11 protein-coding genes, 1 pseudogene and 1 CRISPR repeat array are annotated in these 16,269 nt (G+C 56.7%); of the genes and pseudogenes, 8 read left to right on the forward strand and 4 right to left on the reverse strand.

The genetic code is table 11. The features are described from left to right. Positions 1-35: 35 nt before the first annotated feature. The 8 genes and pseudogenes from treZ to AOP6_RS08755 all read left to right on the forward strand — a co-directional run bounded on the left by treZ (position 36) and on the right by AOP6_RS08755 (position 10,096). Positions 36-1,907, forward strand: a complete 1,872-nt coding sequence (gene treZ / locus AOP6_RS08720; RefSeq protein ID WP_213194526.1) for a malto-oligosyltrehalose trehalohydrolase — start codon at positions 36-38, stop codon at positions 1,905-1,907. Then, positions 1,907-4,708 carry a malto-oligosyltrehalose synthase gene (gene treY / locus AOP6_RS08725; protein ID WP_155876363.1) on the forward strand — a complete coding sequence of 934 codons (2,802 nt, stop codon included), beginning with the start codon at positions 1,907-1,909 and terminating at the stop codon, positions 4,706-4,708. Before treZ ends, treY begins: the two co-directional genes overlap by 1 nt. A 90-nt stretch (positions 4,709-4,798) precedes the next feature. Then, the gene (gene polX, locus AOP6_RS08730; protein WP_155876364.1) at positions 4,799-6,529 is read left to right on the forward strand and encodes a DNA polymerase/3'-5' exonuclease PolX; all 1,731 of its coding nucleotides are present in this window, start codon (positions 4,799-4,801) and stop codon (positions 6,527-6,529) included. A gap of 195 nt (positions 6,530-6,724) precedes the next feature. Beyond that, positions 6,725-7,756 (forward strand): mechanosensitive ion channel domain-containing protein, encoded by a 1,032-nt coding sequence (locus AOP6_RS08735; RefSeq protein WP_213194527.1) that lies wholly within the window; start codon positions 6,725-6,727, stop codon positions 7,754-7,756. Between the two features lie 148 nt (positions 7,757-7,904). Beyond that, a pseudogene (gene hgcA / locus AOP6_RS08740) lies at positions 7,905-8,972 on the forward strand (mercury methylation corrinoid protein HgcA); the annotation flags it as partial. 9 nt (positions 8,973-8,981) lie between these two features. Beyond that, complete coding sequence (gene hgcB / locus AOP6_RS08745) at positions 8,982-9,263, forward strand: mercury methylation ferredoxin HgcB (RefSeq protein WP_155876367.1); 282 nt, start codon at positions 8,982-8,984, stop codon at positions 9,261-9,263. A 59-nt stretch (positions 9,264-9,322) separates the two neighbouring features. Next, positions 9,323-9,556 carry a hypothetical protein gene (locus tag AOP6_RS08750; RefSeq protein WP_155876368.1) on the forward strand — a complete coding sequence of 78 codons (234 nt, stop codon included), beginning with the start codon at positions 9,323-9,325 and terminating at the stop codon, positions 9,554-9,556. A 57-nt stretch (positions 9,557-9,613) separates the two neighbouring features. Next, on the forward strand, positions 9,614-10,096 hold the full coding sequence (locus tag AOP6_RS08755; RefSeq protein ID WP_155876369.1) for a GreA/GreB family elongation factor: 483 nt from the start codon (positions 9,614-9,616) through the stop codon (positions 10,094-10,096). 362 nt (positions 10,097-10,458) lie between these two features. Next, a CRISPR array of direct repeats spans positions 10,459-13,069; the repeat unit is 32 nt; unit sequence GTTTCAATCCACGCCCCCACGCGGGGGGCGAC. Between the two features lie 173 nt (positions 13,070-13,242). On the opposite strand, the gene cas2 is transcribed toward AOP6_RS08755, so the two are convergent. From cas2 to cas7c, 4 genes are all read right to left on the reverse strand, one after another. Beyond that, the gene (cas2, locus tag AOP6_RS08760) at positions 13,243-13,533 is read right to left on the reverse strand and encodes a CRISPR-associated endonuclease Cas2 (RefSeq protein WP_155876370.1); all 291 of its coding nucleotides are present in this window, start codon (positions 13,531-13,533) and stop codon (positions 13,243-13,245) included. 3 nt (positions 13,534-13,536) lie between these two features. Next, on the reverse strand, positions 13,537-14,568 hold the full coding sequence (gene cas1c / locus AOP6_RS08765) for a type I-C CRISPR-associated endonuclease Cas1c (protein ID WP_155876371.1): 1,032 nt from the start codon (positions 14,566-14,568) through the stop codon (positions 13,537-13,539). After that, positions 14,513-15,184, reverse strand: coding sequence for a CRISPR-associated protein Cas4 (gene cas4 / locus AOP6_RS08770; RefSeq protein ID WP_155877685.1), 672 nt, complete (start codon positions 15,182-15,184; stop codon positions 14,513-14,515). Before cas4 ends, cas1c begins: the two co-directional genes overlap by 56 nt. 240 nt (positions 15,185-15,424) lie before the next feature. Further along, complete coding sequence (gene cas7c, locus AOP6_RS08775) at positions 15,425-16,267, reverse strand: type I-C CRISPR-associated protein Cas7/Csd2 (RefSeq protein ID WP_155876372.1); 843 nt, start codon at positions 16,265-16,267, stop codon at positions 15,425-15,427. Positions 16,268-16,269: the final 2 nt, after the last annotated feature.

Here is a 16,269-nt window from a genome sequence, read left to right on the forward strand (position 1 = left end):
AGGAATTTTCGTACCGTGGAAGGACGGTGGGTGTGATGTCCATTGACCAGAATATGGATCACCTGCGCAGCGGCGCCTACTATCAGGGCAATGGGTGGTGCGAGGTCGTCGCCTGGGCTCCGCTGGTAAAAAAGCTGGCCGTAAAACTGGCCGCTCCCGGAAAACCCATCCTGCCCATGGAACGCCTGGAGCATGGCTACTGGCGCCTGGTGACAGAAGAACTCCCTCCGGGAACGGATTACACCTTTCGCCTCAATGACGAGATGGACCGCCCTGACCCGGCTTCTTTTTCCCAACCACAGGGCGTACATGGTCCTTCACGGATTGTCGATCACGAGGCCTTCAGCTGGACGGACAGAAACTGGGGCGGCCTACCCCTTGAGGACCTGGTCATCTATGAGCTCCATGTCGGCACTTTCACTTCCGAAGGGACCTTCAGCGCCATCATCCCCCGCCTGCCAGCCCTTCGCGAACTTGGCGTTACCGCGCTCGAACTGATGCCCGTCGCCCAGTTTCCCGGTCGGCGAAACTGGGGCTACGACGGGGTCTGTCCCTACGCGGTGCAGGACAGTTATGGCGGCCCGGAGGGCCTGAAAGCTCTGGTAGATGCCTGCCACAGACAGGGCCTGGCCGTGATCCTGGACGTCGTCTACAACCATCTCGGCCCTGAAGGGAACTATCTGCGCGACTTCGGACCGTTCTTCACCCGTCGTTACCGCACACCGTGGGGAGAAGCGGTCAACTTTGATGGTCCCGGCAGCGATGGGGTGCGTTCCTATTTTATCGAAAACGCCCTGTACTGGCTGCGGCACTACCACGTGGACGCCCTTCGCCTCGATGCGATCCATGCCATCTATGACTTTTCCGCCAAACCATTCTTAGAGGAACTCGCCGAGAAAGGGGACGCCTTCGCTGCACAAAGCCAGCGGCACTGCCTGCTGATCGCCGAAAGCGACCTCAATGACACCCGAACCGTGCAGCCTCGCGTACGCGGCGGCCATGGCCTTCACGCCCAGTGGAACGATGATTTTCATCATGCCCTGCATGCCTTGATCACCGGGGAGAGACAGGGTTACTACCGGGATTTCGGCTCACCCGACGACCTGGCCAAGGCCTTTCGGGAAGGTTTCGTCTACGACTGGCGTCATTCCAGCTACCGACATCGCCGGCATGGTAGTTCTTCGGCCGCCCTGCCCGGCCGTCAGCTGGTGGTCTGCAGCCAGAACCATGATCAGATCGGCAACCGCCCGGGAGGGGAAAGGCTGATTACCCTGGCCGGTTTTGAAGCGGCCAAGATGGCCGCGGCCGCCGTCTGTTTTGCCCCCTGCGTGCCCCTGTTGTTCATGGGGGAAGAATACGGCGAAACCGCTCCTTTCTTATACTTTGTGGATTTTTCCGACAAAGAGCTGCAGGAGGCTGTCCGCCGTGGGCGCCGTGAAGAATTTCGTGACTTCACCTGGACGACCGCCCCCCCTGATCCCCAATCCTTGGAGACTTTTCGCCATTCTCTGTTGACCTGGGACAACCGCCACTTAGGCAAAGGCCGCACCCTGAGCGCATTTTACCGCGAGCTGCTGCGCTTGCGCAGGGAATTGCCGGCGTTGGCCGTTCTCGATAAGCAGGCCTTGGAGGTGCGTACCTTGCCGGAGCAGCCGGTGATCCTGCTCGTGCGCTGGCAGGATGGGTGCCGCGTCCTCGGTCTGCTCCACACCGGCCAGCACACCTGTGTATTCCCCTTCCCGGAGAATGGCGGCTGCTGGCGAAAACTGCTCGATTCAGCCGAGGGACACTGGGACGGACCGGGCAGCCTCCTGCCTGAACAGGTCAATCATGGCCATGTCGTCACCATGGCGCCCAGAAGCGCTGCCCTTTATGTCTGGACGCCCAGTGCAGAGAGGCCTTCCTGATGCGCATCCCCCGCTCGACCTATCGCCTGCAGTTCACCCCCGATTTCGGCTTTAAGCAGACCGCCGAAGTCATCGCCTACCTCGGCGATCTCGGCATCTCCGACCTGTATGCGTCCCCTGTCTTTCGCGCCCGCCCGGGGAGCACCAGCGGCTACGACCTGGTCGATCCTGAGGCTCTCCATGAAGAACTGGGAACTCCCGATGAGTTCAACATTCTCAGCACCATGCTCAGGGATCACCACATGGGCTGGCTGCAGGACATCGTTCCGAACCACATGGCCTACCATGCGAGCAATCCTTACCTGACCGACATCCTGGAAAATGGGCCCGACTCCCCCTTCTACCACTACTTCGACATCGACTGGAAGCATCATTCCGACAGGATTCATGGCAAGGTCCTGGCCCCTTTTCTGGGGAGTCATTATGGCGAGGTTCTGGAGAAAGGGGAGCTCCAGCTGAGCTACGGTGAATCCGGATTTTTCGTAGCTTACCACTCTCTCCACTTTCCGCTCCGGATCGAAACCTACCACGACCTGTTGAGCGAGGCCCTGACGCCCATGCAGCGGGAGGTTGGCAAAGAGCACCCGCACTGCACCCAGTTGGCCGGTCTCCTCTCCATTCTCAAGAGTTTGCGCCAGACTCACGACAGCGGCGAACGATATCACCAGATCCGGTTTATCAAACAAAACATCGGGGATATCTACCGGAACAATAGATCCTTCCGCAAGGTGTTGGATGAGGTGCTGGTCGTGTGGAACGGGGAACCAGGCAAGCCGGCGAGCTTCAACCGGTTGGAAGCCCTGCTGGCCGACCAATGGTTCCGCCTCGCCCACTGGAAGGTCGCCTCTGAGGAGATCAATTATCGCCGCTTCTTCGGTCTCAACGATCTGATCTGTCTGCGAATGGAACACCAGGGTGTCTTCGAGCAGACCCATGCCTTTATTCTACGTCTTGCGGAAGAAGGGGTATTCAGCGGCCTGCGAATTGACCATATCGACGGCCTTTATGATCCGGCTACCTACCTGCAGCAACTCCGTAGCAGACTCCCTGACACCTTCCTGGTTGTGGAAAAGATCTTGGCGAGGGATGAAAGCCTGCCGGCCTGGCCGATCCAGGGGACGACCGGCTACGATTTCCTCAACGACCTCAACAGCCTTTTCTGCGGGCAGGTTTCGGAAAAGGGCTTCAATGATCTCTATCGCGAATTCAGCGGCCAGCGGCAATCGTGCGAGGAACTGAACTATGCCAGTCGCAAAAGGATTATCGAACGAAACCTGTTCGGCGACATCATCAACCTGGCTCACCTGCTGAAGCGCATCGCCAACCGGCACCGCCACGGCCTCGACATTCCGCAAGGCAGCCTGCAGCGAGCGCTGATCGAGATTCTGGCGCACTTCCCGGTGTACCGCACGTACCTGGATGGGGCTACAAGGTGCGAGACCGAGCTACAGGCCATCGAGAAGGCGTTGAGTCAGGCCAAGAAACGCAATCCAGACCATCAGAATGAAATTGACTACGTCGGCCGGATTCTGAGTGGCGAGATCGAATCATTCCGACCCCATCAGGAGCGTAGGCAGTGGCTGCATTTCACGATGCGCTTTCAGCAGCTCAGTGGACCGGTGATGGCCAAAGGCTTCGAAGACACGCTACTGTACGTCTACAACCGCCTGTTATCCCTCAACGAGGTCGGCGGTGACCCGTCCCGATTCGGGCTATCGGCGGCTGAGTTCCATGATTCCTGCCGCAGGCGGCACCACAGTTGGCCGCACACCCTCAACGCCACCTCCACCCACGACACCAAGCGCGGCGAGGATATCCGGGCGCGCCTGAACGTGCTGTCCGAACTTCCTCAGGAATGGAGGCGGCTGCTCCAGCGTTGGAGCCGACGGCATCGCTCTTTCAAACCGACGGTCAGACACCACAGAGTACCGGACAAAAACGACGAATACTTCCTCTACCAGACGCTGGTCGGCGCCTGGCCCTTCGCCAACGAGGAGGTGGCGGACTTCAGACACCGCCTCAAAAAATACGTGACGAAATCGGTACGCGAGGCCAAGACGCACACAGCCTGGATCGAACCGGACAAGGCCTACGAAGAGGCGTTTCTTCAGTTCGTCGAAAGGATTCTGGACCTGCAGGACAATCCTGTTTTTTACGAGGAGTTCCTCCCCTTTCTGCAGAGAGTGGCCCATTTCGGCATGCTCAACACCTTGTCGCAGACCCTGATCAAGATCACGGCTCCCGGCATACCCGACTTTTACCAGGGGACCGAGTTCTGGGATCTGAACCTCGTTGACCCGGATAACCGCCGGCCGGTCGATTTCGCACGGCGGCGCGCGGCCATGCAGGAAATCAGCCGGCGGGAATCGATCGGCCTGCCGGGGCTGCTCCACGACCTGCTGGCCCATATGGACAATGGCTGGATTAAGCTGTTTCTGATCCGGCGCGGGCTCAGGGAGCGCCATCGATATCCCGAGCTCTTTCAGCAGGGGGATTACCTGCCCCTTGAAATCACCGGTCCGGGCCGAGAACACGTCATCGCCTTCGCCCGCCGGCAGCCTGAGGTCATGTCCGTCACGATTGCCCCACGTCTGCTGGCTGGCTGGCTGGAGGAAGGGTCCCTGCCTTTGGGGAGGGAACTCTGGGGAAATACGGCACTGGTGCTGCCAGGGGGATCCCCATTCTCCTGGCGGGAATCCTTTACAGAGGCCCACATTTCAGGGGAACACGGAATCCTGATTGGAGAAGTTCTGCAGAGTTTTCCGGTCGGGCTGCTCATCGGACAGACAGCCGTGCCCTGAAGCCTTAGGCTGAAGGCTGAGTAAAACCCGGGCTCACCCTCTGCGGAGGACGGTTTCAGGCTACGGCTTCAGCAGGACAGGAGATGAATCATGCCGATCCACAACGCCGACATCGCCCGCCTTTTCCACCGAGTCGCCGACCTGCTCGAAATCAGCACTGCCAATCCTTTTCGGGTGCGGGCCTACCGTAATGCCGCCCGCACCCTGACCGACCAGACGCAGAGTGCGGCACAATTGCTTGAGGATGGTGCTGACCTCTCCGACCTGCCGGACATCGGGCAGGATCTGGCCGGGAAGATCGTCGAAATTCTCGAAACGGGTCAGCTCGGATTGCTTAAGGATCTGGAGAAAAAGATTCCGGGAGACCTGGTCGACCTGCTCGACATCGCCCAGCTTGGCCCGAAACGGGTCGCTGCCCTCTACCATGAACTCGACATCCACAATCTCGATGACTTGGCAAAAGCGGCCCGCGCTCAGAAGATCCGCGATCTGGAAGGGTTTGGTGAAAAGCTGGAAAAAAAGATCCTCAAGGAAATCGAACGCCAGACAGGCTCGGAAGGTCGTACCAAGCGCGCTGCGGCTGAGGAAGTGGTTGGCCCTCTGCTGGCGTATCTGGAAAAGATAGACGGTGTCAAGCGGGTGATCGTCGCCGGCAGTTACCGCCGCCGCCAGGAGACCGTGGGGGATCTGGATATCCTGGTCACCTGCAGCCAGGACAGCGCGGTGATGGAACGCTTCGTCTCCTTCGAAGATGTCGACGAAGTTCTGGCCAATGGGACAACCAGGTCATCGGTGCGACTGCGGGGTGGTCTTCAGGTCGACTTGAGGGTCGTCGCCGAGGTCAGCTACGGAGCCGCACTCTATTACTTCACCGGCTCCAAAGAACACAACATCGCTCTCCGCAAAATAGCCGTGGACAAGGGTCTCAAAATCAACGAATACGGTGTCTTCCAAGGGAAAGGCGATGACGAGGAGCGGATCGCCGGAGCCACCGAGGAGGAGGTTCTGGCAGCGGTTGACCTGCCCTACATCCCGCCGGAACTGCGGGAGAATCGCGGTGAGATCGAGGCCGCCCAGAAAAGCAAGCTGCCCGCGCTCATCGAAGGCGACGACATCTGCGGCGACCTGCACGCCCACACCAGGGGCACAGATGGTCGCGGGACATTGAAGGAGATGGTAGAGGCCGCCAGAGAACTCGGCTACAGCTATCTGGCGATCACCGAGCACAGTCAGGCGGTCAAGGTCGCAAAAGGCTTTGATCGCCGGCGACTGCAGGAACAGATTGAAAAGATCGATGAACTCACGGACAACTACGCCGGATTTCGTATTCTCAAAGGAATCGAGGTGGACATTCTAGAGGATGGCAGTCTCGATCTTCCCGACGATGTGCTCGACCAACTCGACCTGACCATCTGCTCCATCCACTCCCATTTCAATCTCTCCAGTGAAAAGCAGACCGAGCGCATTATCCGGGCCATGGACAATCCCCACTTCAACATACTCGGCCACCCGAGCGGCCGGCTGATCAACGAACGTGCACCTTATCCGCTGAATATGGAAAAGATCATGCACGCAGCGCTGGAAAGAGGCTGCTATCTTGAGCTCAACGCTCACCCGGACCGCCTGGACCTGAATGATCATCATTGTCGCATGGCCAAAGACCTTGGCCTGAAGCTGGCCATCGCCACCGATGCCCACAGCGTTCAGGGCCTGCAGAACATGAAGTACGGCATCGACCAGGCGCGCCGCGGCTGGCTGGGCAAGGAGGACGTCATTAACACACGCAGGACGGCGGAGCTTTTGCGACTCCTGAAACGATGAGATCACAGAGCAGGCGGTGCAGGTGGGAGAATTGATCGATGTCCTTTTTATTACTATTCAAATACTTAACGGGCCATATAAAAAATACCGGACTTGCATTCATGTTTCATATTGTTAGGCTTTGAAACGTAGACGACTGACCTTATCAAAACGGACAGGAATCATTCAAAATCATGAATGATTAAGGTGATTTTCATGCCGCTATATCTATTAATTCTTGTTTTCATAGTTTTTGCTGGCATTGCTCTGAATGCGTTTATTTTTAAAGTATTTGGCAAGAAAATTTCGTCCATTGAAGAGAAATTTGATATTCCCTTAAAAAAGAGATTTTACCCGATATCAAGAATCCTGATTCCTCTCTTCTTGCTGATCCTCCTTATGCAAGGGATGCCAATCCCTGAAGAGGTCCAACCGACTTTTCGTAAGGTCTTCAGCATCTTATTAATCGTTTCATTTGGGTGGCTGTCCATAGAAGCGGTTTTATTCGGGCGGGATTTCCTGCTCACGCGCTATGACATCAAGGTAAAGGACAATCTCAAGGCGAGAGCGATTCATACCCAGATGAACATGCTGGTCAAGATAGCCGTCATTGCCATAGTGCTTCTGGTGACGGCTTCTTCCCTGATGGTCTTTGAAAACGTCAGACAGCTGGGTACCAGCCTCCTCGCCTCCGCCGGTGTCGTCGGTGTCATCATCGGCTTTGCCGCCCAGCGCAGTATTGCCACCCTGTTGGCAGGTCTGCAGTTGGCGATAACACAACCGATTCGTATTGATGATGTCGTGATCGTCGACAATGAATGGGGACAAATTGAAGAAATCACCCTGACATATGTCGTCGTACGGATCTGGGATTTGCGTCGTCTTGTCGTTCCAACGGACTATTTCCTGGAAAAAACATTCCAGAACTGGACCAAAAACTCCTCTGATCTCCTCGGAACTGTCTTTATTTACGTCGACTACAGCCTGCCCATAGAGGTGTTGCGAAATCAACTATACGAAATATTGAAAGATCAGGAGTTGTGGGACGGAAAAGTCTGGCGACTCCATGTAACGAATGCTACAGATAAGACGGTTGAACTTCGCGCCCTGATGAGCGCCGCCAACGCCTCGGAGGCCTGGGAGCTTCGGTGTCATGTGCGGGAGAAGCTGCTGAGTTTTCTCCAGGAGCATTACCCCGATTGCCTGCCCAAGATTCGCGCTACGGTACTGGAGAGCCCTGAAGGCTGAATCCGTCGACTCTGACCAGGACAGCATCAAAGAAAGACGTATGACGAAAATAGTTAAAGAGGCCAAAAAGAAGCAAAACACCACCACTGGCTTGAAAATGGTCACGCCTCAGGCCCACGTCTGTGAACCGCCAGAAAGCAACAGCCCCGACCAACCGCCCTGCTGAGGTCCACGCAATCCCGCCGTGGGTGGGATTATTACGGAAGAGGTGCCGGGCTTTATCGACTGGCTTCAAACCCCTGGTGGCCAAGTACCCCGCATAGCAAGCAGGCTGACCTGGGCAGACCGTTGGGGCGCCTGCAAAATTCGCTGGGGCATCGGCCGCATGCGCTACATCATCCCACCGGGTCTCTACGCCATAGGGTCCCCTACTTCCGAGTCCCCCGTTGTCGTCACCGCCAACTACAAGATGACCTACGACCTCGTGCGCCAATCCCTGGCCGGCCACCATGCCTGGCTGCTGGTCCTGGAGACCCACGGCATCAACGTCTGGTGCGCCGCTGGCAAAAAAACCTTCGGCACCGAGGAGCTGGTGCATCGCGTCGTCTCTTCGCAACTCGCCCAGGTGGTCAGCCACCGCCACCTGCTCCTGCCCATTCTCGGGGCCCCCGGTATCGCCGCCCACCAGGTCTTTCAGCAGTGCGGCTTCACCGTCATCTACGCCGCCATCTATGCCCGTGATCTGCCGCAGTTCCTTCAAAACGGCCTGGTCACCTCCCCCGCCATGCGGGAGTTGAAGTTTTCGCTCACTGATCGGCTGGTGCTGATCCCCGTCGAGATCGTGCTTGAACTCAAAACCTTGGCGATTATCGCGGCTGGCGTCTTTCTGACAGGCCTCGTCTTCGGTGGTCTCACGACCGCCCTGATCGCTCTCGGCGCCTACCTGGGCGCAGCGCTCTGCGGCCTGGCTCTGGTGCCGCTGCTCCTGCCCTGGCTGCCCACCCGAAGTTTCGCCATTAAAGGGGCCACAGTCGGTCTGCTCTGGGCACTCGGCTATCCCTTCCTGATCGGGGTCAACGGCTCGTTGCTGCCAACGGCGGCAGCCCTGCTCATTCTGCCGGCCGTAAGTGCCTATCACGGCCTCAACTTCACCGGATGCACGACCTACACCTCTCGCTCAGGGGTCAAAAAAGAGATGCGCCTGGGCATCCCGCTTATGGGGGCTTCACTTACGCTCGGATTTCTCCTGCTCGGCATCAGTCGCTTCGTGGGCTAAGGGGACACAATGAAGGGATTTCGCTATCTGAAGGATGTGGTCACCCTGGACCTTGACCGCTCGGCCTGCATCGGTTGTGGCCGTTGCGGAGAAGTTTGCCCCCACCATGTTTTCAGGATCGCCGACCGAAAGGCCAGCATCGTTGACCGCGACGCCTGCATGGAATGCGGTGCCTGCGCCAGCAATTGCCCGGTGGTCGCCATCAGCGTCGAGGCCGGTGTTGGCTGCGCCATCGGCCTGTTCAACGAGTGGCTGCGGGAGCGCAAACTGTACAAACCCAAAGAGTGCTGAAATCTGTCAAGATTTCTGGTATTCTCCCACCGCCTATAAACCAAATCCAGGAGAACCCCGTGACCATCGAAGAACATGTTGCTCTCGAATGCCCTTACTGCCGTGACACCATCCACCGTCCGTTGAGTTGGTTCAAGCAGCCTTACTTCACCTGCCCGGCCTGCGGCGGCGGCCTCACAGAAAATCAGTTCGCCCCCATTGTCCAGGACCTGGAACAAGCCTTTGAACAGACCATTGATGAGATGGTGCAATCCAAACCTGCCTGCGGCTGCTGCAAAAAAAACGCCGAATGATTTTGGTGGCCCTTTCCTGATCGCCAGCCCGCACCCTACGCCAAAGACACAGATTTCATGAACAAGCACCAGCTTTTAAAGCATATTATCGCTGCCCTGCAGGCGGATCTCGCCGTGTTTTCCCATGCCGCCCGCGCGGCCCATGCGGCGGCGACCCATGCAGAATGTCAGCCGGACAACAAATATGACACCACCGCCCTGGAAGCTTCGTACATCGCCCAGGGACAGGCGAACCGTGCCCAGGACATCCGCGCAGCCCTCGCCATTTACAGCAAGCTGGAGCCGAGAACGTTTGACGACAACACGCCGATCCGCCTGACGGCCCTGGTCACTCTTGAGGACGAGGACGGCGCCCGCCGGCAGGTCTTCATCGGCCCCGAAGCCGGTGGCCTCAGGATTACCTGTGCTTCCGGTGAAATCGTCGTGATCACCCCCGCCTCCCCCTTGGGGCGAAGCCTCATCGGCAAATGTGTGGGGGATGAGATCCAAACGGGGTCAGCCGGGGCGCGGAAAAACCTGAGTATTGAAGATGTTCGTTAAGAACTAACCAAAACCAGAGAAAACCAGGGACACTCCCCATATTATCGGGGCACAACTCAGGCGTAACCAGTTGCCTCTGGTGCGCCAGCGGAAAAAGCAAGCCGCGTTGACGCATTGGTTAGGCGTGAACAGCCTGCGCCACAACAATGCTCTCACAGGAGCAGAGCGCGTACACAGAATTTGTGAGTTTGGAAGATGATGAGCCCGACAAAACCATCCGCAGAGCCACCAACTCCGGAAGGCCATTTGGGTCGGAATCGTTCATTGATATGTTGGAATTTCAGCTGAATCAGCCATTGAAGTCTAGGAAGCTGGGGCCTCCGAAGGAAAAACCGGGGAGTGTCCCTTATTTTCCGGGGCTGGTTTCAATCCACGCCCCCACGCGGGGGGCGACGGTCGGCCTAACCTGCGGTTGTATGAAGGCCATAGTTTCAATCCACGCCCCCACGCGGGGGGCGACTAAGGTCGCTTTTTTAAAAGCTCAAAAATAAGGAGTTTCAATCCACGCCCCCACGCGGGGGGCGACCTGCTGTCGAAGAGGTTGACAGTTTACTGACTGAGTTTCAATCCACGCCCCCACGCGGGGGGCGACAAACATTTAATCAAGGGGGGTTAAAATGATGACTGTTTCAATCCACGCCCCCACGCGGGGGGCGACCATGTCCCTCCGATGTTAAAGTCAAGGCCAACATAGTTTCAATCCACGCCCCCACGCGGGGGGCGACATGTAGGATGCGAAGGAATCTCGCAAAAGATAGAGTTTCAATCCACGCCCCCACGCGGGGGGCGACATAACAGACAAAACCTTGAGCGTTGACCCCTGGGTTTCAATCCACGCCCCCACGCGGGGGGCGACTTTATCAGGCGCATATCGCGGAGCCTCTTGAATTGTTTCAATCCACGCCCCCACGCGGGGGGCGACGTTATTCCATTTAGCGTGGGGATATTGCCGTTTTATGTTTCAATCCACGCCCCCACGCGGGGGGCGACTAAACGCATTGCTTGCCCATGACAGGCTAAAGATGTTTCAATCCACGCCCCCACGCGGGGGGCGACGAGGTGAGGGCTTTTTTGTTGTCTGCTGATATGTGTTTCAATCCACGCCCCCACGCGGGGGGCGACGTCCCCAATGGGTATAGTATAGTTTAAACAAGATGTTTCAATCCACGCCCCCACGCGGGGGGCGACCCGGCAAAGCTGATGATGGTGACGGATGAGGGCAGGTTTCAATCCACGCCCCCACGCGGGGGGCGACGTGTCACCGGTGTACTGTTTATCGTTTTGTCGAGTTTCAATCCACGCCCCCACGCGGGGGGCGACCTTCGGGGATATACCGATAGTCTGCGTTTTGGTGTTTCAATCCACGCCCCCACGCGGGGGGCGACCGGATACCTTAAAGGGTGAGGCGTATGCCGAACGTTTCAATCCACGCCCCCACGCGGGGGGCGACTCGATATTGCTAATGATAAGAACGTTCTTCTCAAGTTTCAATCCACGCCCCCACGCGGGGGGCGACGTCGCTAAAAGACGGAATTCAAGTTGCTTAGATCGTTTCAATCCACGCCCCCACGCGGGGGGCGACTGAGTCTATGTCTAGGATGTTCAATCCGTTGCTTGTTTCAATCCACGCCCCCACGCGGGGGGCGACCATGAGGGGTCAAATGTTCCGGTTGCTGTGTAGCCTGTTTCAATCCACGCCCCCACGCGGGGGGCGACGATTTCCTCTGAAGCAAGTCCCGAAGATATCACAGTTTCAATCCACGCCCCCACGCGGGGGGCGACTTGCCGAATAAAGGCAGAAACAGTAAGCCCACGAGTTTCAATCCACGCCCCCACGCGGGGGGCGACCTCTTCGGGGATATACCGATAGTCTGCGTTTTGGTGTTTCAATCCACGCCCCCACGCGGGGGGCGACGTGTCACCGTTGTACCGTCTATCGTTTTATCGATGTTTCAATCCACGCCCCCACGCGGGGGGCGACACATTGCGGCGAGTACTACACTTTTGACTTTTTGTTTCAATCCACGCCCCCACGCGGGGGGCGACTACCTGGGTTCGCATCGCTTGTTCACACGACAGGGTTTCAATCCACGCCCCCACGCGGGGGGCGACGCTCTCGAGGTTTGACGCCTAAGCCGATCTGGATTGTTTCAATCCACGCCCCCACGCGGGGGGCGACTTATAACGGGTTGGTAGCTCCAAACTCAATCGGCGTTTCAATCCACGCCCCCACGCGGGGGGCGACCTGCGGCACATGGGTGGAAGGACTGTAGTCCAGAAGTTTCAATCCACGCCCCCACGCGGGGGGCGACCTGCGTCATCCTGCAGCTGATACCAGCGGGCCATGTTTCAATCCACGCCCCCACGCGGGGGGCGACGCCATCTCAGATCCTTTCACGCCTAACCATCCAATGTTTCAATCCACGCCCCCACGCGGGGGGCGACGGTTAAATTCACTGAATACGATGATCTTTACGGAGTTTCAATCCACGCCCCCACGCGGGGGGCGACGGCCAACGACTTAAAAAAGCCGCTTGACCATCTTGTTTCAATCCACGCCCCCACGCGGGGGGCGACTCTGGTGATAAACAATACCTTGCACAAGGTGCTTGTTTCAATCCACGCCCCCACGCGGGGGGCGACCTCATCAGGAGTGATAATACCTAGGCACAGATCAGTTTCAATCCACGCCCCCACGCGGGGGGCGACGGTAATTTCTGCGCCCGACTGCTCGACGTTCCAGGTTTCAATCCACGCCCCCACGCGGGGGGCGACTAAGTTTGAAGTACAAAATCGAGCCTACCCACCAGTTTCAATCCACGCCCCCACGCGGGGGGCGACGCAAGCTCAATCAAGCGACGAATGAGAACATACAGTTTCAATCCACGCCCCCACGCGGGGGGCGACTTTTCGCCGGAGGTGGAAATGGCAAGATACTTCCGTTTCAATCCACGCCCCCACGCGGGGGGCGACTGCATGCTGCTAACAGCATGTTTACACTATGTTTCTTTCCTGTTTTTTGCGAACCCCTTCCTAATGTCACAAAAAAATATCCACCTCTAGGCAACCATTCAGATTTATCTTCTATTTTCAAAGATCTATGGCTACGCGAACCCCTGAGGAAAAGCTCAACTGCTTTAGGTTCGCTATATAATCAGCGGCCCTTCCTGATCCAATGCTTGCTTGGCACCAATATGCTCGACCCGCTTCTGCCAGTTAGCCCCGAGAAAGTAAAACCTTAGACTGTCCTGACCCTCATCTATCACTTCTACCAGCTGCTGCCGCAAAAAAGTCCATTGAGCCGGGTCGACAAGGCATTCGAACACGGAATACTGCACTCGTTGACCATGGTTCTGGCAAATTTTTGCAATCCGCCGCAACCTCCTCGCTCCTTTGCGATCGATGGTTGAAACATCGTAACTGACCAGCACCATCATGACTCATCTCCACAAAAAGGGCGGATAATCATCCATGTCCCCTCGCAGATAACGGGCCAGAAGTTGCGCCTGGGCGAGTAACAGCATCCCGACCGGGATTTTTTCTTGCAAAAAAGGATGGTCAATTTCTTCCTGTTTACGTCTCTGATACGCAACCAATACAGCTTTGCGGGTGTCGTCATCCATCAAGACTGCACCCGATTCGGTAGTTGTGAAGCCTTTCTTTTTAACTTGGCCCAAATTAATCAATGACAGAACCATCCTATCGGCAAGCATGGGACGGAACTCCTCCATCAAGTCGAGAGCCAACCCAAGTCGACCCGGCCTGTCCCGGTGCAGATAACCAACCGCTGGATCAAGCCCGACAGTTTCCAGCGCAGAACGGGCATCGTGATATAGAAGACTGTATATAAATGAGAGCAGGCAATTAACCCGGTCGAGGGGCGGACGTCGATTACGTCCGATAAAAACAAAATCTTCTTTTTGGGCAACAATCAGGTGGTCGAACTGGTCAAAGTAATCCCTTGCAGTGCGGCCCTCGATGCCACGGACGCTGTCCAAAATCTCTTCCTGAAGCAATCGTTTGGTGTAATGCGCCAAAGTCTTACATGCCTGTTCCATGCCAGCTGCTGCAACTTTGTCCGAATGGTCACGCAGGGCTCGATGGATGTTACGCCGGGCATTGGCAACCTTACCGAGAACAAACATCCGTGCCAGTCGAGCCGAGGACTGATCGCAATCCGCCCGGCGATACTGCTCGCGTCGCAGCAACACATTGCCCGACACCGGCCCCTGCACTCTCGCAAGGAACTTGCCATATTCGGTCATGAAGCTGACAGAGACATCCTTCTCTGCGCAGTGGCCAAGCAAGTATGGGCTGCAACTTACCTGACCAAAACAGACGATGGAGCTTAGGGTGTGGATCGGCAGGCGCAGGCGGTTTTCTCGCTCGACTTTGACGACTACGGTTTCACCTTCCTTATGCAGGTAAGCACCCTGGGTCGTCACATATAGGGTGTTCAGCATTTTCCTCATCAATCCCCCTCACCATGCCGGACAGGTAGCGGCGCACCGATCGCGCCCTTCCACAGGTTTTTGGCAAACAGACGCTCAATAGCGAACAGGAGTCACATTTCTTATCGTACTGTGCGGTGGGCGTTCGCCCCGAGTCGATCATTTGTCGGGTTTTCTGGATAATGTCACCTGTCAGGTGACGCAAATTTTGATCAAAAGCGATCTGCCTACGACGGCGTTTCTGCCCATAAAATAGGGCACCGCTCGCAATGGTGACATTCAGCATCTCTTCCAAACACAGTGCCTGAGCACAAAGTTGCACCTCGTCGCACCGGTCGATTTTGGGCCGTCCACGTTTGTATTCCACAGGAAGTACACTACCATCCGGATGAAACTCCACCACATCCGCCTTACCAATCAATCCATTTTGATGCGAGCAAATTGGCAGGGAACGCACGACTCGCACGTCTCCCTGCCATTCGCTTTTTTTACTATCAGCCCTTTCGTGTAACACCTTGCCTTCCGCAGTAAAACGGTTTTCTGCCCATTGTTGTTCTATATGGATCAGTGCACACTGGCGCGGACAGAATTGGTAATGCTGCAGGGCCGAGAGCATGATGTAGTCGGATTCGGGGATCATGTTCCTCAAGTTCCAGCAACCTGTGATAAATTGCCACGATCTGAATTCATGGGCAGAGCCATTTTGTCCCCTCCCCGCCAAGGCGCGACAACTTCATGATGATCGCCCCCCGGCAGGAGCCTGTCCAACCGTCACGTCCTAATCCTTGAACGCGTGCACAGGGTCTTTGGTGCGGAAGTTGCGCCGGATGTCGATCAGCTCGAAGAGTTTGTGATCAAGGCGTTGCCGAAGCATAAGTCAGAACCCCGCAATCACCTCAGGCACCAATCCGTCGAGATTCTCAAGAACGTATGATCCATCAGGCGCCACCGTCTTCAAGGTTTTGTGAACCTTGGCCGAAGAATACTGGCCGGCCTTGCAGTTATGCTGCCACCAGATGACCTTTTCGACCGCCATGCTCCCCTCGGGGCGAGCGGAAGAAGCATCTCCCTCGAACAGTCTTGGAAGCACGCTCTTGATTATTTCAGCATCCGTGTTGCTGAAGCCCGTTCGTTCGGCCAGTTGGGAGTTCATGCTGCCGAAAGTTACATAGATGGCTTTATCGACACGGTGTTTCATCCCCATCGTATCTGAACTTTTTTTCGTGCCGTCGCCTTCGCCACTGACACTTTTGGTGATCTGGGTGCTGGTGATGCTGACCGGCTCAACACTGAAAGCCGACTGAATAGACACTGGTCCGCGAATGGGGATTGACACTCCGTCTTTTTCTTCGCCTTTGAACGCGAACAGTTGCCCGAAACTCCTGACATCGAGCCATTTTTCGCAGGCCATTTTCCCGGCCTTTTCCGGCGGGGTTTTCTTATTGTTGAAGGCATCCCTGCCAAGTCCGTGCGTTGCATCCTCGGCCCGAGCTTTCAGGCTGGGCATGCCGTCAGTCTTCTTCTCGTCCGACTGGACAAAGACCGCATGACCGGCATCCTGCATACGGTCGCGAATCTTGCGCTTCAGACAAACGTCTGACACCTCACCAAAACCGTCGTAGTCGGTACGAGGGCGGTTGCCGTTGAGCGGGTCACCGTTGGGGTTGGCGTTTTTCACGCTGAAAATGATTGCAAAGTCGATCTTGTTTTCGAGGCTCATGG

This window comes from Desulfuromonas sp. AOP6 (genome assembly GCF_009731355.2).
GTDB lineage: Bacteria > Desulfobacterota > Desulfuromonadia > Desulfuromonadales > SZUA-540 > SZUA-540.